General features: G+C 58.4%; 15 protein-coding genes. 9 read left to right on the top strand and 6 right to left on the bottom strand.

The window, feature by feature from the left end; all coding sequences use genetic code 11:
• The first annotated feature begins 185 nt into the window (after positions 1-185).
• The 3 genes from DDA898_RS12705 (at position 186) to tyrR (ending at position 5,243) form a co-directional block, all read left to right on the top strand.
• Positions 186-1,604 carry an MFS transporter gene (locus DDA898_RS12705; RefSeq protein ID WP_038911365.1) on the top strand — a complete coding sequence of 473 codons (1,419 nt, stop codon included), beginning with the start codon at positions 186-188 and terminating at the stop codon, positions 1,602-1,604.
• 395 nt (positions 1,605-1,999) lie between these two features.
• Positions 2,000-3,559, top strand: coding sequence for a M20/M25/M40 family metallo-hydrolase (locus DDA898_RS12700; RefSeq protein ID WP_038911364.1), 1,560 nt, complete (start codon positions 2,000-2,002; stop codon positions 3,557-3,559).
• 118 nt (positions 3,560-3,677) lie between these two features.
• Positions 3,678-5,243 (top strand): transcriptional regulator TyrR, encoded by a 1,566-nt coding sequence (gene tyrR / locus DDA898_RS12695; RefSeq protein ID WP_038912567.1) that lies wholly within the window; start codon positions 3,678-3,680, stop codon positions 5,241-5,243.
• 261 nt (positions 5,244-5,504) lie between these two features.
• On the opposite strand, the gene DDA898_RS12690 is transcribed toward tyrR, so the two are convergent.
• On the bottom strand, positions 5,505-6,398 hold the full coding sequence (locus DDA898_RS12690) for a LysR family transcriptional regulator (RefSeq protein WP_038911363.1): 894 nt from the start codon (positions 6,396-6,398) through the stop codon (positions 5,505-5,507).
• Positions 6,399-6,552: 154 nt separating this feature from the next.
• On the opposite strand from DDA898_RS12690, the gene DDA898_RS12685 reads away from it, so the two are divergent.
• A complete protein-coding gene (locus DDA898_RS12685; RefSeq protein ID WP_038911362.1) occupies positions 6,553-7,704 on the top strand; it encodes an NADH-dependent flavin oxidoreductase in 1,152 nt (383 codons plus the stop codon).
• A gap of 150 nt (positions 7,705-7,854) precedes the next feature.
• Positions 7,855-8,259 (top strand): YybH family protein, encoded by a 405-nt coding sequence (locus tag DDA898_RS12680; RefSeq protein WP_038911361.1) that lies wholly within the window; start codon positions 7,855-7,857, stop codon positions 8,257-8,259.
• A gap of 442 nt (positions 8,260-8,701) precedes the next feature.
• On the opposite strand, the gene DDA898_RS12675 is transcribed toward DDA898_RS12680, so the two are convergent.
• The gene (locus tag DDA898_RS12675) at positions 8,702-9,250 is read right to left on the bottom strand and encodes a GNAT family N-acetyltransferase (RefSeq protein WP_038911360.1); all 549 of its coding nucleotides are present in this window, start codon (positions 9,248-9,250) and stop codon (positions 8,702-8,704) included.
• Between the two features lie 116 nt (positions 9,251-9,366).
• On the opposite strand from DDA898_RS12675, the gene DDA898_RS12670 reads away from it, so the two are divergent.
• Positions 9,367-11,697: a penicillin acylase family protein gene (locus DDA898_RS12670; RefSeq protein ID WP_038912566.1), complete on the top strand. Its 2,331-nt coding sequence runs from the start codon at positions 9,367-9,369 to the stop codon at positions 11,695-11,697.
• A 13-nt stretch (positions 11,698-11,710) separates the two neighbouring features.
• Here the strand turns inward: DDA898_RS12670 and DDA898_RS12665 are convergent, their stop codons facing one another.
• Positions 11,711-12,628, bottom strand: coding sequence for a helix-turn-helix transcriptional regulator (locus DDA898_RS12665; RefSeq protein ID WP_013318275.1), 918 nt, complete (start codon positions 12,626-12,628; stop codon positions 11,711-11,713).
• A 152-nt stretch (positions 12,629-12,780) separates the two neighbouring features.
• Here DDA898_RS12665 and DDA898_RS12660 point away from each other — a divergent pair, with 152 nt between their 5' ends.
• The gene (locus DDA898_RS12660) at positions 12,781-14,193 is read left to right on the top strand and encodes an MFS transporter (RefSeq protein ID WP_038911359.1); all 1,413 of its coding nucleotides are present in this window, start codon (positions 12,781-12,783) and stop codon (positions 14,191-14,193) included.
• Between the two features lie 123 nt (positions 14,194-14,316).
• On the opposite strand, the gene tpx is transcribed toward DDA898_RS12660, so the two are convergent.
• Together tpx and mpaA are read right to left on the bottom strand one after the other, a co-directional pair.
• The gene (tpx, locus tag DDA898_RS12655; RefSeq protein WP_038901421.1) at positions 14,317-14,820 is read right to left on the bottom strand and encodes a thiol peroxidase; all 504 of its coding nucleotides are present in this window, start codon (positions 14,818-14,820) and stop codon (positions 14,317-14,319) included.
• A gap of 55 nt (positions 14,821-14,875) precedes the next feature.
• Positions 14,876-15,607: a murein tripeptide amidase MpaA gene (gene mpaA / locus DDA898_RS12650; protein ID WP_038911358.1), complete on the bottom strand. Its 732-nt coding sequence runs from the start codon at positions 15,605-15,607 to the stop codon at positions 14,876-14,878.
• 410 nt (positions 15,608-16,017) lie between these two features.
• Between mpaA and DDA898_RS12645 the strand changes: the two genes are divergently transcribed.
• Entirely contained in the window at positions 16,018-17,649 is a 1,632-nt protein-coding gene (locus DDA898_RS12645; protein WP_038911357.1) for a peptide ABC transporter substrate-binding protein, read from the top strand.
• 159 nt (positions 17,650-17,808) lie between these two features.
• Positions 17,809-18,795 carry a zinc transporter ZntB gene (zntB, locus tag DDA898_RS12640; protein WP_038911356.1) on the top strand — a complete coding sequence of 329 codons (987 nt, stop codon included), beginning with the start codon at positions 17,809-17,811 and terminating at the stop codon, positions 18,793-18,795.
• A 380-nt stretch (positions 18,796-19,175) separates the two neighbouring features.
• Here the strand turns inward: zntB and ttcA are convergent, their stop codons facing one another.
• Positions 19,176-20,117, bottom strand: coding sequence for a tRNA 2-thiocytidine(32) synthetase TtcA (ttcA, locus tag DDA898_RS12635; RefSeq protein ID WP_038911355.1), 942 nt, complete (start codon positions 20,115-20,117; stop codon positions 19,176-19,178).
• Positions 20,118-20,155: the final 38 nt, after the last annotated feature.

Genomic DNA, 20,155 nt, shown 5'->3' with positions numbered 1-20,155 from the left:
ACGCTGTGGATGGCGATAACATTACGATTATCTTCGCAAAGCCCACCGTAGGGTATTACCGCCCGGTTGCACTTTAACATTCTGTAAATAATGTTACCGACAAATAATAACAAATGATAATTATTGCCGCTATGGTTTGCCAGAACGTTTACCAACGATAACCGATCATCATCAGGGGCAATACCATGGATTCTACTTTTAGTGCGCGCAACGCGCCGACGGTTTATGCCGTCAATCATCCTCTTCCACTTCATTCGCTGGCGACGCGTATTGATGCCTTACCTTCATCGTGGGGGCTGTGGCGCTTCATCATCCTGCTGTCGCTGGGTGGTTTCTTTGAGCTTTACGACCTGTTTCAGACCGCCTACATCAGTACCGGCCTGATCGGGGAGAAGATTTTTCATGTCGGCAAGGAGGGATTGTTCGGCGTATCGGATCAGGCCACGTTTGCGTCCGCCACCTTTTTCGGCCTGTTTATCGGTGCCAGTTTGGTTGCGCCGCAGGCGGATAGGTTCGGACGGCGCGCCGCTTTTATGTTTGCGCTGGCGTGGTATGGCGTGTTTTCGCTGCTGATGGCGTTCCAGACTCAGGCGGAATGGGTGATCCTCTGCCGCTTTCTGGTGGGGATTGGTCTGGGGGTGGAATTGGTGACCATCGATACCTACCTGTCCGAATGGGCGCCGACCCACCTGCGTAGTCAGGCGTTTGCGATGGCGTTCTTCATGCAGTTTCTGTCGGTGCCGACGGTGGCGCTGATGTCCTGGTGGCTGTTACCGCAGACGCTCTGGGGACTATCCGGCTGGCGTTATGTGGTCATCATCGGTGCGGTATGCTCGCTGGTGGTGTGGCTGCTGCGCCGTAATCTGGTGGAATCGGCGCGTTGGCTGGCATCGCGCGGACGCTACCGGGAAGCGGAAAAAGCAATGACGGCGATGGAACACCGCTGCGGCATTCCGCCGGGTAAGGCGCTGGAGCCGCAGACGAGGATTACGTTGCCGTCACGCGGTCGATTCCTCGATATCTGGTCAGTGCGCTATCGCCGCCGTACCCTGATGCTGGTGGTCATGAACACCTTTCAGGCGATCGGATTCTTCGGCTTCGGCAACTGGCTACCGGCGCTGCTGGCGGGACGGGGCGCGACCGTGACCCACAGCCTGCTGTACGCGTTTTTCATTACGCTGGCCTATCCGCTGGGGTCGCTGCTGTGCAGTTGGTACGTCGGCAAACTCGAAAACAAGTGGCAAATCGTGTTGTCGTCGCTGATGACGGTCGTGTTCGGCACGCTGTTTGCCTTTCAGACGCAACCGCTGTGGCTGATTGTCTGTGGTTTTCTGATCACCTATTCCAACGCCTGGCTGACCATCAGCTATCACGCCTATCAGACCGAGGTTTTCCCCACGGCGATCCGCGCCCGCGGCGTGGGTTTTTGTTACTCCTTCAGCCGCCTATCGACAGCGCTCAGCAGCATCGTCATCGGTCTGATTTTGCAACATTACGACACCAGCGGCGTGCTGGCGTTTATCATCATCAGCATGTTGACGGTGGTGGTGACCGTCGGCGTGTTCGGCCCGCGGACCCGCGGTGTCCGACTGGAAAGTATCTGATTGGATCTGATTGGAAAACATCTGATTAGAGAATGTGTGATTAGAAAAAATCCGATCGGAAAACATCTGATCGGAAAACATCTGATCTTGAGGGGAGGTCGTTTTTACTGCGGTGATAATGTCCCTGCAACCATAAAATGAATGGGTTGCAGCCGAAAAACAGCGGGGGTTTTGATATAGCCCGCATTCCGCTGCCACGAAGCATGCTTATCTATAACTGTCATACTTCACGTTGTCGGTGCATTGTCGCTCCCGCAACTCGAATTATTTTAGGCAGATAAGCAGGATAAACCCGGCGGATGAATCGCGTCCGTATCGCTCAGGCGATGACCGATGCTGCCGATAACCAGAAGATGGATGTTCTTTTTTTTCCTCTGGCTGGAAGGATACTTATGATGCTTCGTGGCAACAAACTCCTGTTGGCCGGCGTGCTCGGCGCGCTGGTGACGGCAGGTTCCGCTCAGGCGCAGTGGATCATGACGCCGACTGACGCCCAGCGTTTCGCTCAGGCCAGCTTTCCCGAATACCTCGACGGCTTGACGCTCAGCAACGACACCGATGTGGCGGCGGATATTCAGCGCAACCTTAACTGGCTGGACAAGGCTTTTCAGAAACGGGGATTTACCACCCAGCAGCTGGCCAATGGCGCGCACCCGATGCTGTATGCCGAGCTGGGGCCGATGCAACCCAACCGCCCGACCGTGTTGTTCCTGATGCACTTTGACGGACAGTCGGTCAGCGCGTCCGAATGGAGCACCGACCCCTGGAAACCGACGCTGAAAATCAAGGATTCGCGCGGTATCTGGATGCCGCAACCCAACGACCGGTTGATGCAGCCGGGGTTGGATCCGGAATGGCGCGTGTTTGGCCGTTCAGCGTCGGACGGGAAAGGGGTGATCTCCGTGTTTCTGACCGCGGTGGATGCGCTGAAAAGCGCCAGGGCCGCCACCACGGTAAATATCAAGGTGCTGCTCGATTCGGAAGAGGAACGCGGCTCGCCGCACCTGGCCGCGGTGGTCAATCAGAACGCTGCCCGGCTAAAAAATGACGGCGTGGTGATTTTTAACGGCGCGGTGAACACCAATAATATGCCGGTGATCACGTTCGGCTATCGCGGGTCGATACAGGTGGACATGACGGTGTTCGGCCCCGACCCGGCGGCCCACAGCGGCGCGTTCGGCAATGTGATCGTCAATCCGGTGCAACAGCTGGCGAGCCTGCTGGCCGGGCTCAAGGACGCCACCGGTCGGGTGACGCTGCCAGGGTTTTATGATCGGGTCAAAATCTCCGATGACGAACGCAAACAGCTGGCCGCACAGGCGCCGCAGCCGGGCACCATCGAAAGCCGTTACGGGGTGACCCAACTGGAAAAAATGGCACCCAACCCGGTGGAAGCGGTGCAGTATCCGTCGCTGGATGTCATCGGACTCAGGGCGGGCGATACCGGCCGCAAAGCCATCTATGCCATTCCGTCTACCGCGACCGCCAGCATTAATATCCGTACGGTGCCGGAAACCTCGCCCGATTACCTGTATGACCTGCTGAAAAAGTATGTAACCGCCAACGGTTTCTATATCGTGCGTTCCGACTCGCCCGCGCTGCAGGAGCGTAATCACAACCCCAAATTGATTTCGATGAGCATGATGACCTCGTCGGGCAGTTCGTTTGCCGTGCGCACGCAGATGGCGTCGCCGCTGGCGAAATGGGCGCTGGACGGCGTGAAGGCGCCGAGCAAGGGGGAACCGGAGAAGAACCGCATGCTGGGCGTGTCGCCGCCGATCAATGGGGCGCTGGCGGCGTTAAAAAGCGCCTTTGCCGTGGTGTCGCTGGTGAATGCGGACAATAACTCCTACAGCAACGACGAGAACATGCGCATCGGCAACTACATCGAAGGTATCCGCATCATCGTGTCGATGATGACCACGCCGTTCCCGGAAGAGGAAAAAACGAAGTAAATCCGCATTTCGGTTGCCGGGGTGTCAACTTTTGCTGACACCCCACTTCATCCGATGACGGCGAAAGGGTATGATGCAGCTCTCGTCCCTGCCGCACCTGATGAAGAAGGTTTTATTGATGCGTCTGGAAGTATTTTGTGAAGACCGGATTGGTCTGACTCGTGAGCTGCTCGACCTGCTGGTGCTGCGACATATCGACCTGCGCGGTATCGAAATTGATCCGATGGGTCGGATCTACCTCAATTTTACCACCCTCGGTTTTGACGCTTTCCGTGAGCTGATGACGGAGATTCGCCGCATTCCTGGCGTCAGCGATGTGCGTACCGTGGCGTTTATGCCGTCCGAGCGAGAGCATCGGGCGCTGAACGCGCTGCTGGAGTCGATGCCGGAGCCGGTGCTGTCGTTCGATCTCAAAGGCAAAGTGGAGTTGGTCAACGCCGCCGCGCTCAGCCTGTTTGAGCTGACGCAGGAGAAAGCCCGCACCCTTAACGTCGGCCAGTTGCTGAACGATTACCATTTTTCCCGCTGGCAGGAGCAGGGCGGCTTGCCGGAAACAAGCCGCGTGGTGATCCGCGGGCAGGATTTTCTGCAGGAAGTGACGCCGGTTCATCTGGAAGACGATAAAGGCAAATCCACCGTCGCCGGCGCGCTGGTGACGCTGAAGTCGGCAGTACGCATGGGCCGTCAGTTGCAGGACACGCCGATCAACGATGAACGGGAATTCGACCATATTGTGGCGGCTAGCCCGCGTATGCGTCAGGTGGTGGAGCAGGCGCGCAAGCTGGCGATGCTGGATGCGCCATTGCTGTTGGTGGGGGAAACCGGCACCGGCAAGGACATGCTGGCTCGCGCCTGTCATCTGCGCAGCAGCCGCGGCAAGAAGCCGTTTCTGGCGCTCAACTGCGCCGCACTGCCGGATGACGTGATGGAAAGCGAGCTTTACGGCCACGCGCCGGGCGCCTATCCCAACGCGCTGGAAGGCAAGAAAGGCTTTTTCGAGCAGGCTAACGGCGGCTCGGTGTTGCTGGACGAAGTCGGCGAAATGTCGCCGCAGATGCAGACCAAACTGCTGCGTTTTCTCAATGACGGTACGTTCCGCCGGGTGGGCGAAGAACACGAGGTGCACGTGGATGTCCGCGTGATCTGCGCGACCCAGAAAAACATGCTGGATCTGGTGCAGCGCGGCCTGTTTCGTGAAGACCTCTATTACCGCCTCAACGTGCTGACGCTGCAACTGCCGCCGCTGCGCGAGTGCCCGGCGGATGTGATGCCGCTGGTGGAACTGTTCGTGTCCCGCTTTGCCGACGAGCAGGGCATCGCCCGTCCTCATATCGCGCAGGAAGTGCGTAATCTGTTGCCTCAGTACGGCTGGCCGGGCAACGTGCGTCAGTTGAAAAACACCATCTACCGGGCGCTGGCGCAACTGGAAGGCGATGAACTGCGCCTGCGCGATATCGACCTGCCGGCCTTCCAGCCGGAAATTGTCCACAATGACGATTTGCTGGAAGGGTCGCTCGACGACATCAGCAAGCGGTTTGAACGCTCGGTGTTAACCCGCCTTTATCAGACCTACCCCAGCACCCGTAAGCTGGCCAAACGGCTCGGCGTGTCCCACACCGCCATCGCCAATAAACTGCGGGAATACGGTCTGAGCAACCGCAAAGGCGGGGATGAGGACGAGTAATTCCAAATAAAAAAACAGGGGGCAGGTCACGGGATCGGGAAAGGGTTTGGCTGCCCCAAGACTAACTCTACGCTCTGATCCATTCACAGAAGCGGCTGATTCGTCCGCCCCCGCGCATGAACCTTCCTGCTTTTGATGCGTGTCCGATCGAAAAAGGGATGATTGGAAGATCTGCAATTCGATTTTGAGGTGGTGATTGAAGCTGAAGGCGAACGGCGCGGGCCTATGGCGGAGCCGTTCCGTCCCCGAACATCAACCCGCCTACGAACGATACCGAAGGGTTTCGACGAATAAAGAGAACGCGGAAGAGTGGTGCCGGCGGTTAGGGTAGTAGAGATGATAGCCAGGAATGTCACGAGTAAGTCCGCTAAGAACCTGGATAAGACTGCCGTTGTCAATAAATCTCTGCACCTGATCAAGATGGATACACGCCAAACCATGCCCATCCAGTACCGCGTCGACCAAAAGATCAATCGTATTTACGACCAGTTGCCCCTGGCCCCGAACTCTTATTTCTCGTCCGTCACTCATTAGAGGCCATCCAATTAACGTGCCGGATGTCGGCAGGCGGAAGCTGATGAGGCTATGGTCGAACAGTTCGGCGGGCGTCGTCGGCGCGGGACGTCTTGCCAGATAAGCCGGGCTGGCAACGACAACCATTGGGATGTCGGGACCAATCCGCACCGCAATCATGTCCTTGTCGATGTCTCCCCCCAAGCGGATGCCCGCATCAAATTGATTGGCTACGACATCCACCAGCGCGTGATCAACGTTGACCTCAATACGGATGTCGGGGTTGTCTGCCAGCAACCGCTTCATGGCCGGCATGAGTATAGTCTTTGCCGCATGTTCCACCGTCGTGATCCGTAGCGTTCCGGAAGGGCGGTCGCGCAGTTCACCAAGGGAGCCGATCACCGTGTCGAGGTCATGCAGCATCGGTCCAAGCTTCGCAAGCAGGCGTTCTCCAGCCTCGGTGGGCGCGACACTGCGTGTCGTGCGCGAAAGCAGGCGAAGCCCCAAACGCTCCTCGACACGGCGGACGATCTGGCTAAGGGCTGACTGTGCCATCCCCAGACGGAGAGCCGCCTTCGTGAAACTGCGTTCCTCGGCAACCACCACGAAAGCGGTCAGATCTGCAATCTCGTCGCGACGCAAGGTTTTCTCTCCTCACGATTAATCATTGAAATGATAAGGCTAAGTGTTTTTATGCATCTAGTCCACTTAATCGATAACCCCTATCTTAGCCAGCGACACCGAGGCTCGCTCCTCCCGGATCAAAATTGTTCGCACTTATTGCAAGGAAAATCTCGTGACCCATTCAAACCCGCTTTTCGACGGTTTCCACTTTAAAAATGGTATGACGCTTAAAAATCGCGTTGTTATGACGCCAATGACAACCTGGTCCGCCAATCCAGACGAAACCATCTCCGACCAGGAGGTCGCCTATGTCCAGGCTCGCGCCAAGGACGTTGGTATGGTCATCACCGGATGTACGCACGTCACTCCGGAAGGGATCGGCTTCACGGGCGAATTCGCCGCCTACGATGACCGTTTCATCCCCAGCCTACGCAAGCTGGCGCAAGCCGCAAAGAGTGGTGGTGCTCCGGCCATCCTGCAGATCTTTCATGCAGGCAGTAAAGCGGTGCCGGAACTCGTTCCGAACGGGCGAATCGTCGCTCCCAGCACGATGGAAGTCCCCGCTAATCTGTTCAACAAGGGGGGGAACACGGCTATTGCTCTGGCGCATGACGAAATTGAGAACATCATCAAAGCATTTAGTGACGCGGCGCGGCGCGCGATCGACGCAGGCTTCGACGGCGTTGAATTGCATGGCGCACACGGGTTCCTCCTTCAGGAGTTTTTCTCGCCGCTGGCTAATAATCGCGACGACGAGTGGGGCGGTTCTCTGAGCAACAGACTTCGCTTCCCGTTGGCCGTTATTCAGGCCGTCAGCCAGGTCATCAAGACGCACGCTGATCGACCTTTTCTGCTGGGATACCGTATTTCGCCTGAAGAACAGGAGGAAGGTGGGTTGCGGATCGCGGATACCAAGATACTGATCGACGAGCTGATCAAAGCCGGTGTTGATTATATCCATGCGTCGCTATACGACGTGCTCAATGGCAAGCCGATTGTTGATGACGGCGGCAAGACGACGGCGCAATTGATCATTGAGCACGTGGCCAACCGCGTTCCCGTAATCGCGGCCGGTGGCCTCAAGATGCCGGCGCTGGCACAGGCGGCATTGGACGCAGGTCTCTCGTTGACAGCAATCGGCCAGGCTCTGGTCATGAATCCGAATTGGGTCGCACTGGCCAAGGCCGGTCGCGCGGATGAAATCGTGAACGTCCTCGACCCTGCGTCAGTACCGGATCTGAACATCCCGGAAAAACTTTGGGCTGTTATCAGCTATGCGAAGGGCTGGTTCCCGTTAGTTGAGACTGAGCCGGCGGCTGAGTGACGCTTTCCGGCTGCCGCGTGCGAAGTCATGACCGAGGCTGCGTCATCGCAGCCTGCATGAATACCGGGCTACCGCCACATATCGCGCGCGAAATCCACTCGGGTTGAAATAATTTGCCTGGCTTCCAGGTAATGCTGGTGAGGAATGATAATGAGTAAGACATTTAATGAAGAACTGGCCGCAATTGAAGCGGCGGCGGTCGCTTACTTGACCGCCTTCAATCGCGCCGATATCGCCGCCGTAATAGCAACATACACTGATGACGGCGTACTGATGGGGCCAGGCAGGCCAGCTGCCGTGGGCAAGAACGAGCTTGCTGTGGTCTATCACAGCGTGTTTGAAGCAGTCGGCTTCGATATGACCTACGAAATAAAGGAGGTTGAGCAAATCAGCGCCGACTGGGCCTTCGTTCGGAGCGCCACCGAGGGAACCGAAACAGACAAAGCGACCGGCGTCGTCACTCCTGCGGCTTATCAGGAGCTGTTTCTGCTAACTAAGTCGGCTACCGGATCATGGCAGACTGCGCGATACTGCACGTCCAGGATCAGTCCATAGAATCTGATCAGCAGACTGACGGAACACGGTTTTACCGTAAAGCGATCTGTCGCAAACATAGCAACTGAAGCCGATAAGTTCAGCCACCTGATGGAGCTGTCTGAATACGCAATAGAATTGCCAGGCTATCCCATACTGGGGCCGTTGTGGGTCTTCTGTTTCTGCGGACGTTCCAACTCCAGATTTTTCTGGTACTGAAATTCTCGCTCCTGCCGCTGATGCCATTCGATGGCGTCAGCTTTTCGACAACCGTGCATCTGAACGCTTAAACTCTACACCTGCCCGCTAAAGCTGTTGACCTGCTCGCTCAGCCTCGCGTTCTCCCACTCGTCTAGTCTTATCGAGTAGTCATGTCCGCCTCTGGCAACAGCAGACAGCCAGATTAGGCATAGCTCAGTGCAGTAAAAATGTCAGGTCAGGTATGAGTCAATACCGACAAACATCAATGAATAAGCACATCCCCCGGAATCAGCGAATACAACGCCGCCGTTACCGGCTGGTCACGAATAATAATCCGGTTGCGCAGCAACCCTTCGAAATGCGCGCCCACTTTTTCCGCCACCCGGCGACTGGCGTGGTTTTCCTCCGCCGCGACGATTTCCAGCCGGGTCAGCCCCAGCGTGCCGAAACCGAACGGCACGATTTCCCGCACTGCTTCGGGAATCAACCCTTGCCCTTGTGCTGACCGCCGAACCCAGTAACCGACATTACCTATTCGATAGGCTTTGTTGATACTGTTGATGGCGATGTTGCCGAGCAGGCGCCCGCCGGTACGGTCGATGATGGCCAGGTCGAACGACTCACCTTCATGGCGCTGCTGTTCGCAACAGGTTATCCAGTCCTGCGCCATCGGCAGATCGTAATCCGACACGCACCAGGGCAACCAGCGCCCGACGGTTTCCAGCGACTCATGTATTGCGCCAAGCAGCGCGGCGGCATCGGAGGGAACAAACGGGCGCAGGCACAGGCGGGCTGTCAGCAACGGAAACATATCTCCTCCAAAAGCGACAAGGGCGGATACAGGATGATACAAATGATAATGCAACAGTTTTCAGCCTCACGCTATTGTCATGATGGCTCGCCTGAATCACGAGGGAGGACAGGGTGGTGCGTTTGAGCAACTGGCTACGGATAACGGTTGGCGGACTGGCGCTGTGCGCCGTGCTGGCGGTGGCGCTCGCCGTCGCCGTGTGGATGCTGTTGCGCCAGAGTCTGCCTCAGTTGGATGGCGAGCTGGGCGTGCCGGGTCTGCATACGCCGGTGACGGTGGAGCGAGACGCCGCCGGCGTGCCGATCATCCGGGCGGGCGATCGCCTGTCCGCCGCGTTCGCGCTGGGGTTTGTCCATGCGCAGGATCGCTTTTTCCAGATGGATTTGCTCAGGCGCAGCGCGTCAGGGGAACTGGCGGCGTTGGTGGGCGCGGCGGCGTTGCCGCTGGACCGTCAGCGCCGGTTGTTTTTGCTGCGCCGACAGGTTGCCGGACGCTGGCAACAGTTGCCCGCCGACCAGCAGCAGATCCTGCGTAGCTATACTGATGGCGTGAACGCCGGGTTAAGTAGCCTGAAAACACGGCCGTTCGAGTACTGGCTGCTACGCGTCGAGCCGCAAGTCTGGCTGCCGGAAGACACCTTGTTGGTGATCGCCGCCATGTATTTTGATCTGCAGGATAATCAGTTCGGCCGCGAATACGCCCGCGGCTGGATTGCCGACCAGAGCACGCCGGAACAGGCCGACTTTCTGTTGCCGGATGCCAGTGTGTGGGATGCGCCGCTGGCAGGGCAATTGCCGCCCGGGCCTGCGTTGCCAGCCGCGCCGCCTGAGTGGTGGGGGCAGCAGGACAGTGCGTCGTTTGCCGCCGGCGTTGAAGAACAAGCCAAAGGCAGCAATGGGTGGCTGGTGCGCACGCCGAAACGGGCGATACTGGCAAACGACATGCATCTCGGGCTGCGTTTGCCAACGGTGTGGTATCGCGCGCAGTTGATCTATCCGACTGATGACGGGACGCTGCGCCTGACCGGGCTCTCTCTGCCCGGCGCGCCCGCCATCGTCAGCGGCAGCAATGAACATATCGCCTGGGGTTTTACCAATAGTTACGCCGATACTTTCGACTGGGTGAAACTGAATAGCGCTGAGGGCAATCCGCATCTTGTGCAGGAAACGCTGGCGGTCAGCCACGGCGAGCCGCAGTCGCTGACGGTACAAACCAGCGACTGGGGACCGATTGTCGAGACCGGGCAAGGACGCATGGCGATGCACTGGGTGTTGCAGTTGCCGGGTTCGCTGGATCTGTCGCTGATGGCGATGGCGGAAACCCGCTCGGTGCCGGAAGCGCTGGCGGCCGGGCAACGAGCCGGCCTGCCGGTGCAAAATCTGCTGGTGGCCGACAGCCACGGGCACATCGGCTGGACGCTGGCCGGAATGCTGCCGGACCGGCTCACGCCCGGCGTACAGAACAGTTTTCCGCTGACGAGCGCCCAGCAGGCGCGCTGGCGTGATACGGCGCTGTCGCCTGCATCTCATCCTCAACTGATCGACCCGCCGCAAGGGGTCATCGTGACCGCCAACAACCGCCTGCTGTTTGATGAACAAGGGGACATCGTCGGAGATGGCGGCGCCGACCCCGGCGTACGCGCATCGGCGATTCATCAGGCGCTGGGCGACGTCACACAGCCGGATATCGCCGCGATGCACCGTATCCAACTGGACAACCGAGCGCTGCTGGCGGCGAGCTGGCGCGACCGGCTGCTCGACTGCCTGAATGCCTCCGCCCCGGACGCTATCGTGGATCAGGCGGCAATCAACGTGCTATTGCAGCAATGGAACGGGCAGGCGGCGGCTGGCTCAACGGCCTATCTGCTGTTGAGCCGCTGGCGCGAGACGCTTTACCAGCGGTTGTTCGGCTCGTTGGATCAGCAACTGGCGCAGGCGTGGCCGGAGAGCAGCTACCGTGCCGCTAATCCGCGCTGGGATATGACGGTGCAACAGCTGATGCATGATGAGGCGCGTCAGTGGGTGCCCGCGCCGGCCAAAGACTGGTGCCAGTTCTCGTTGCAACAACTGGCGACGGTATGGCGGGAAAACGGGGAAGGCAACCGTAACTGGGGAGATGTTAACCAGAGCCGCATCGCCCACCCGCTGGCCTCGTCGCTGCCGCTGCTGGGTCGTTTGCTGCGGGTGCCGGCGGAGCCGCTCTCCGGGGACAATAATGTGCCGCATGTGAATCGTCCAACGTTCGGCGCGTCGGAACGATTGGTGATTTCGCCGGGCGATGAGGCTAACGCTACCTTGAGCCTGCCGGGCGGGCAGAGCGGTAATCCGCTCAGCCGCTGGTGGCTTGATGGCTATCGCCGCTGGATGAGCGAGGCGCTGACGCCGCTACTGCCGGGTGCCAGTGCCAGCCGGCTGGAACTGAAACCTGCCGACGCCGCTCAGCCTTAAGGCGACGTCATCATCAATCGTGGGGCGCTGACTGATGCTGTTCGCCGGGCGGCGGCAGTTGCGCGAGCTGCACCAGCCGCGCATTGTCCTGCTCGCTGGCGGGCATGTAAACCAGCATCCGGTCACCGTTGCGTGACGCGCTCCACCAGTTGATCTGGCGCAGGGTGAAAATGCCCAGCGTCGGATGACGAAAGCGCTTGATTTTGTCATCCACGCCTTGAATCTCGTAGCGCTGGTACCACAACTGGCGAAACTCTTCAGACGCGCTCAGGTAGCGCTGCAATTGCGCTTCCCACAGCGGTTCGCCCGCGTGTTCCGTCATCTGCGCCCGGAACATCGCCACCAGATTGGGTAACAGCTCATGCTGGTCCACCAGCCTTTCCCGCCAGTTCGGGTGGGTGAGCGCCAGCCAGATGCAGTTGCGGTCTTCCGGCGCCATCTGATGCAGGTCGATATCCAGCAACCGGCACCAGGCGAGGTTAAATCCCAGAACGGTAAAACGGGCGTTGACGATCACCGCCGGAAACGGGTTGAGCTGATCGAGGATGCGCTGGCTATCGGCGCTGATTTTCTCGCAACTGGCCTGCGCGGCCGGGGAGAACGGCAATCCCGCCAGCATAAACAGATGCCGGGTTTCCGCTTCGTTGAACTGTAGAGCATTGGCAATGGCGGTCAGCGTTTTGGCGGAGGCGCGAATTTCCCTCCCTTGTTCCAGCCAGGTGTACCAGGTAATGCCTACGTCCGCCAGCAGCGCCACATCTTCGCGGCGTAGCCCCGGCGTGCGCCGTTTACGGGGCAGCGACAGGCCCAGACGCAGCGGGTCGAGGCTTTCACGTCGTGCGCGCAAAAACGCCCCCAGCCGTTTGCGGTTATCCGGTTGTAACGGTGCAACACGGGTGTCGGCCTGTGGGGCGGGTATCGGCATGACCATAGCATGAGCCTCCGGATAATGCGGTGAATCGTTACAGACAGGTAGTTTTTATACCAGGATAAACAGGAACTGGTACCCGTTTAAATTATCGATAATGCTAACTGCCTCACAGAATTAACACAATCAGCAGAGTTAATACAAAGGGTACATCGATGAAACAGGTTTCACTTTCGCAGGGGCTTACCGGTATCGGCCTGATGGTGCTGCTGACCGGCCAGCTGTTGCCGATGATCGATTTTTCGATCGTTAACGTGGCGCTGGAAGCGATCGCCCATTCACTTTCCGCCAGCCCGGCTGAACTGGAATTGGTGGTGTCGGTATATGGCGTGGCGTTTGCCGTATCGCTGGCGATGGGTGGCCGGTTGGGCGATAACCTGGGGCGCCGCCGGGTATTCATTGCCGGCGTGGCGCTGTTCGGCGTGGCGTCGCTGCTGTGCGGCATCGCTCAGGCGGTATGGGTGCTGCTGGCGGCTCGTGCCTTGCAAGGGGTCGGTGCCGCGCTGGTGGTGCCGCAGATTCTGGCGACCATTCATGTCTGCCTGCGCGGGCGTGAGCATGCCCGGGCGTTGGGTTTTTACAGCGCCATCGGCGGGCTGGCTTTTGTGGTCGGGCAGGTGCTGGGCGGTTTTTTGATTCAACTGGATATCGCCGGTTATGGCTGGCGCAGCGTGTTTCTGGTCAATCTACCGGTTTGCCTGCTGGTATTGTTGCTGGCGCCGTCGCGTCTGCCGGATACCCGTGGCGAAAAACCAGTGGCGCTGGATATGCCCGGCACGGTGCTGCTGTCGCTGATGCTGGCCAGCCTACTGTTCCCGCTGGCGTTAGGGCCAATCTGGCACTGGCCGTGGTCCTGCGTGGCGGTGTTGCTGAGCAGTCTGGTGTGGTTTGCGCTGTTGTGGCGGGTGGAACGTCGTCAGCCGGCGCCGTTGCTGCCGCCCGCGCTGTTCCGGTTGCCGGGGATCCGCTTCGGCTTGCTGTTGGCGCTGCTGTTTTTCTCCAGTTGGAGCGGCTTTATGTTCGCGGTTGCTTACACCCTGCAATCCGGCGCTGGTTTTACGCCGCTGCAGTCGGGTAACAGTTTTATCGGGCTGGGGCTGTCCTATTTTGTTGCATCGTTGCTCAGCGGTCGTCTCGCCACCCGTATCGGCACTATCGGAGCGTTGCTGACCGGATGCGCGATTCAGATGAGCGGGCTGGCGCTGCTGATGGCGTCGCTGGCGTGGCGCTGGCCGGTGTCGGTGCTGCAATTATTGCCTGCGACCATGATGATTGGCTTCGGTCAGGCATTTATTGTCAGCAGCTTTTATCGCATCGGGCTGTCGGATGTGCCGACGCATCAGGCGGGCGCGGGCAGCGCGCTGCTTTCCACTATGCAACAGGCATCGCTGGGGCTGGGGCCGATTGTGCTGGGTACGGTGCTGGTTCAGGTGTTGCATACCAGCGGCGGGCATTTTGCCAGCGCGCTGATTGCCACGCTGATGGCGGAATGGGGGCTGATGTTGGTATTGGTGCTGTGCGCGCTGCGCAACCGGTTGATGCTGGCGTACCCACGACCGATGGTCTGAGAGAAATAACGGCGGCAAAAGGCGTTTGGGAAGAAAAAAATGCCAGTCGACTGACTGGCATTTCTAGCGCAACTGGCCTTGTTGGCACGAATGTATTGCTCGCGCGGGTATTTGGTGCCGAGCTTATTTCAGTACGGCGATAGCCGCGTCGTAGTTCGGTTCGGTGGTGATTTCGTTCACCAGTTCGCTGTGCAGCACGTTGTCGTTTTCGTCCAGCACCACGACGGCGCGTGCGGTCAGACCTTTCAGCGCGCCTTCGGCAATCGCCACACCGTAGTTTTCCTGGAATTCGGCGCCGCGCAGGGTGGACAGTACCACCACATTGTTCAGGCCTTCGGCGCCGCAGAAGCGGGACTGGGCGAACGGCAGGTCGGCGGAAATGCAAAGCACGACGGTATTATCCAGGCTGGATGCCAACTGATTGAATTTACGCACGGACGCGGCGCACACGCCGGTATCGATGCTCGGGAAAATGTTTAGGACTTTGCGCTTGCCTGCGTAGTGGCTCAGCGCCACGTCAGAGAGGTCTTTGGCAACCAGTGAAAACGCCGGTGCTTTGCCGCCGGCCGCCGGGAAAGATCCTGCTACCGGCACCGGGTTACCCTGGAAATGTACATTTGTTGACATGCTTACGTCCTTCATTACAGGTGATTAACATGTCGATCAGTGTAGGGCAACATGATCAACATTGGTATAAAAAATTATGGGACAGCAACCGGGTCAGGGCGGTCAGATAGCGGTGATTGGCGCTGTCGGCGGCAATCACCGGCAACTCGGCGGTGATGCAATGCAGGCGGCGCTCGGCGCACCAACTGCCAAACGATCCCGGCGTTGGGTAGCCCACGCTGTCGACCAGCGGCAGCGCGAATTCACGCGCCAGCCAGCCGCCCAGCTCGGAACGATGGGGATCGTCGATGCAGGCCAGCGGCTCATGAAAGGACACCACCCACGGCGGCGATAGCCGATCGATCAGGCGACACAATGCCTGCGTTTCCGGCTCGGAGCCGGGGCGATCGCCGGTGGAGAGCTGTACGTCGCGCACTGGCGTGTCTTCGCTCCAGCGGTAGACAGTGCCATCCGGCTGCCAGTTGGCCGCCGGGAAATTACGGTTGAGATCGACGCCGCCGGCATTGGCGCGCAGGCCCAACTGACAGCCATCCGGATTGACCGCCAGTACCACATGGTGAGCCCGGCTGCCCGGCGCTAGCGTACGCAACGCGCAGGAGAGCGCCACCACCGACGCGGTTTCGTCGCCGTGCGTGCCGGCGAGGATCAATCCGCTGTGTTTTCCTTCCACTTCCGCCGGGAACCAAAGCAGCGGCGCACCCAGCCGGGAGCGGCCATACTCCTGGCCCGGCGAAGTAAAGAACCCGCGTTCGGTACGGGGTCGATAAAGAAACTCGGTGTCTGTCATGGCGGCATCCTGAACAATAGTCAGCGGTGTTTTGCCTGATGATAACAAAAAATCCCTGCTGGTCGCGGGAGCCGGCCCGAAATCGCGGAACGCTCCGCAAACCGGCGTCGCGCCGCTGGCTGGAAGAGCAGGTTTGAGACTATGATAACTTCCAGCCTGATAACGATTTTTTCAGTAGATATACCCTCAATGCTCTGGAGTGCTTGCTGGGCAGCGCACGTGCCTGCCGCTTGATGCATGACGGTCTTGATACATGACGGTATAGACGAATTTCTTTTTTTGACCGGTGATGATCGCGTGCCGTCTTCCGTGCGCAGAGATGACTCCCGGTTGTTCCTGCATCCCTCCCGCGGCGTCGGCACGATACGGCGGGCTGGCGAAGACAGGGCCTCTTTGGTTAAGGACACAACATGCACTTTCGTTATTCCGCAGTTTCCGTCGGCGTGGTTTCCGCCGTCCTGATGACAGCGCTGATGAACCCGGCAGGCGCGGCGCAGGTTCCTGCCGGCGCCGTTCTGGCGGACCGGCAGGAGATCGTCCGCCACATCAAGGATGAACCGGCGTCGCTGGACCCGATTAAAGCGGTTGGTTTGCCGGAGATTCAGGTGATTCGCGACCTGTTCGAAGGGCTGGTGAATCAGGACGCGCAGGGTAATCCGATCCCCGGCGTCGCTCAGCGCTGGCAGACTAACGATAACCGCACCTTTATTTTTACTCTGCGCCCTGACGCGCGCTGGTCGAACGGCGATCCGGTCACCGCCAGAGACTTTGTCTACAGCTGGCGGCGACTGGCGACGCCGCAAAATACGTCGCCGTTTAGCTGGTTTATCCGGCTGACGGGGATCGTCAATGCGGATGATATCCTGGCCGGCAAGCTGCCCGCCGACAAACTGGGCGTCATGGCGGTTGACGATCACACGTTAAAGGTGCAACTGAGCAAGCCGGTGCCTTATTTCATCAGCCTGATGGCCAATTTCTGTCTTTATCCGGTGCATCAGGCTACGGTGGAAAAATACGGCAACGAGTGGATCAAACCGGGCAATCTGGTGGGCAATGGCGCTTTCGTACTGAAAGATCGGGTGGTCAATGAAAAACTGGTGCTGACGCCGAATAGCCATTACTGGGATCACGCCAATACCCGGCTGACGCAGGTCACCTTTGTGCCGATCAATCAGGAATCCAACGCCACCAAGCGCTATCAGGCCGACGATATCGACATCACCGAGTCGTTTCCCAAGAACCAGTATCAGAAGCTGCTGAAGGACTTGCCGGGGCAGGTCTTTACCCCGGACCAACTCGGCACCTATTACTATGCGTTCAACACGCAGCGAGCGCCGACCAACGACGCGCGGGTGCGCAAGGCGCTGTCTTATGCCATCGACCGTAAGATTATCGCCGGGAAAGTGTTGGGAACCGGCGAGAAACCGGCGTATCGCCTTACGCCGGATGTTACCGCCGGGTTCACGCCGCAGCCGGGACAATTGCAGCAGTACTCGCAGGCCGAACTGGATATGCAGGCCAAGGCGCTAATGACGGCGGCCGGCTATGGTCCGTCTAAACCGCTGAAACTGACCCTGCTGTACAACACGCAGGAAGTGCATCAAAAAATTGCCATCGCCGTCGCGTCGATGTGGAAAACCAAACTCGGCGTAGACGTGAAACTGGTGAATCAGGAATGGAAAACGTACATCGACAGCCGCAATACGGGTAATTTTGATGTCATACGCGCTTCCTGGGTCGGCGATTACAACGAGCCGTCCACCTTCCTGTCGCTGCTGACCGCCAGTCACAGCGGCAATATCGCCCGTTTCAACAACGCCGATTACGATCGATTGATGGCGGATACCGCCGGGCAGACCGACCGTAAGGTGCTGAACGAGGATTACAACCGCGCCGAGCAGATCCTGGCGGAGCAGGCGCCGATCGCGCCGATTTACCAGTACACCAACGGCCGGTTGATCAAGCCTTGGGTGAAAGGGTATCCCATCGCCAACCCTGAGGATGTCGCCTACAGTCAGACGCTCTATATTCTGAAACACTGACTGGATTCTGAAACACTGACTGACGGAGCGTCATTGCGTCATGTGGTGCACGCGACTCCGCCCTGGCTCGGCGCCTGCGGCGGAGGATGCACTCTTTCTGATTGCAGTCATTGATGCAGACAGTAAGATGGAAACCGTGTGCATAGTGGGAGATAACGTGTGGAAGTGACTGAAAGTAAAGCTATCCGGCACACCGGCGCCGTCTTTACCTGTCAACTGGACGGCAGGGGAGGCATTCTGCCGCTGGCGGAGAGTGGTCTGGGCGAGGAGGCGTTTCTGCCTGCCTGGCTGCACCTTGACTCGACGCAACCAGCCAGCGTGCGCTGGCTGCATGAAACCACGCTGCTGCCGGACAGCGTACGTAACGCGCTGGCGGGGGAAAGCGCCCGTCCTCGCGTCGTACGGCTTGGTGAAGGCACGCTGGTGACCCTGCGCAGCATCAATTATAACCCTGATGCCCGGCCGGATGAGCTGGTGGCGATCCGGGTCTTCATCACCGATCGCCTGATTGTCTCCACCCGGCGGCGTAAAGTAGCGGCGATCGATGAGGTAATGAGCGATCTGAAAGAGGGTAACGGTCCTGCCAACAGCGGAGACTGGATGGTGTCTATCGCCGAGGCGTTAACCGATCACACCAGCGAGTTTATTGATGAGCTGCACGAGAAAATCATCGATCTGGAAGATGCGTTGCTGGAACAGCGCATTCCGCCGCGCGGCGAACTGGCGTTGATTCGCAAGCAGCTGATTGTGTTACGCCGCTACATGACGCCGCAGCGCGATATTTTCTCGCGCTTGTCCGGCGAGAAGTTTGGCTGGATGCAGGATGACGACCGCCGCCGCATGCAGGAAATTGCCGAGCGCCTCGGCCGGGGTCTGGAAGATCTGGACGCCAGCATCGCCCGAACGACAGTGATTGCCGATGAAATCACCACGCTGATGACCGACGCCATGAACCGGCGTACGTATACCATGTCGTTGCTGGCGATGGTTTTCCTGCCGACTACGTTTCTGACCGGGTTGTTTGGCGTTAATTTGGGCGGGATTCCAGGTGCTAACAGCGGTATCGGATTCGGCGTGTTCTGCCTGTTGTTGGTGTTGTTGGTCAGCGGCGTTGCCTGGTGGTTAAAGCGTAGTAAATGGTTGTGAGTGTCATGGCGGAATTATTGCGTGGGATATCACACAACCGGCGGCGATGATAAAAACCATGGTCAATATTGAGCAATATCAACATTTTTGGTCTACGTCTGCGGCACTATCCTTCTCGCAGGTGAATGCAACGTCAAGCGATGGGCGTTGCGCTCCATATTGTCTTACTTCCTTTTTTGAATTACTGCATAGCACAATTAATTCACACCATGCCGACGTTTTGTCGGCTTTTTTTTGCCCGCGATTCAGTACGCGACATGCTTAAACCTGTGCCGGTGGGGTGTCTGTGGATGCGGGTGTCTGGTCTGAACACCCGTTTTTATCAGGAAAGGCAGCATACGGAAAGAGAGAACGTTGGCGGCCGTTCGACCGCCGATCAATTAACGGATTTCCAGTACGTTCAGTCGCTCCAGCGGGCGAGCGTTGTCTTCTTCATCTTCATCCGGCTGCCAGCCTGCTGGCTGTAATGGCATCTCTTCGCGGTCGAACGCCAGATCGCCGCCGTCCACCACCTCGCTGCCCTGACGAATCGATTTGAAATCGAACAGATTGGTGTCGCACAGATGCGACGGCACCGCATTCTGCATGGCGCTGAACATGGTTTCGATGCGGCCGGGGTAGCGTTTGTCCCAGTCGCGCAGCATGTCCTTGATCACCTGACGTTGCAGGTTGGGCTGCGAACCGCACAGATTACACGGGATGATCGGGAACTGGCGCGCCTCGGCAAAACGTTCAATGTCTTTTTCACGGCAGTATGCCAGCGGGCGGATCACCACATGCTTGCCGTCGTCGCTCACCAGTTTCGGCGGCATGCCTTTCAGTTTGCCGCCGTAGAACATGTTCAGAAATAGCGTTTGCAGGATATCGTCACGGTGATGGCCGAGCGCAATTTTAGTCGCACCCAGCTCGGTGGCGGTACGGTACAGAATGCCGCGGCGCAGACGCGAGCACAGCGAGCAAGTAGTCTTACCTTCCGGAATCTTCTCTTTAACGATGCCGTAGGTATTCTCTTCCACAATCTTGTATTCAACGCCAATGCTGTCCAGATACTGCGGCAGCACATGTTCCGGGAACCCCGGCTGTTTTTGGTCAAGATTCACCGCCACCAGCGAGAAATTCACCGGCGCGCTTTGCTGCAGATTGCGCAGAATCTCCAGCATGGTGTAGCTGTCTTTGCCACCGGACAGACACACCATGATCCGATCGCCGTCTTCGATCATATTGAAATCGACGATCGCTTCGCCCACGTGTCGGCGCAGGCGTTTTTGAAGTTTGTTAAGGTTGTACTGCTCTTTGGGTGTAACAGATTGATTTTCTGACATTTAACGGTAACTCGTGTTCATGGGGCCGGTGGTCCAGC

It is taken from the genome of Dickeya dadantii NCPPB 898 (assembly GCF_000406145.1).
GTDB classification, from domain to species: Bacteria; Pseudomonadota; Gammaproteobacteria; order Enterobacterales; family Enterobacteriaceae; genus Dickeya; species Dickeya dadantii.
This window is presented reverse-complemented; position numbering and strand designations above follow the sequence as displayed.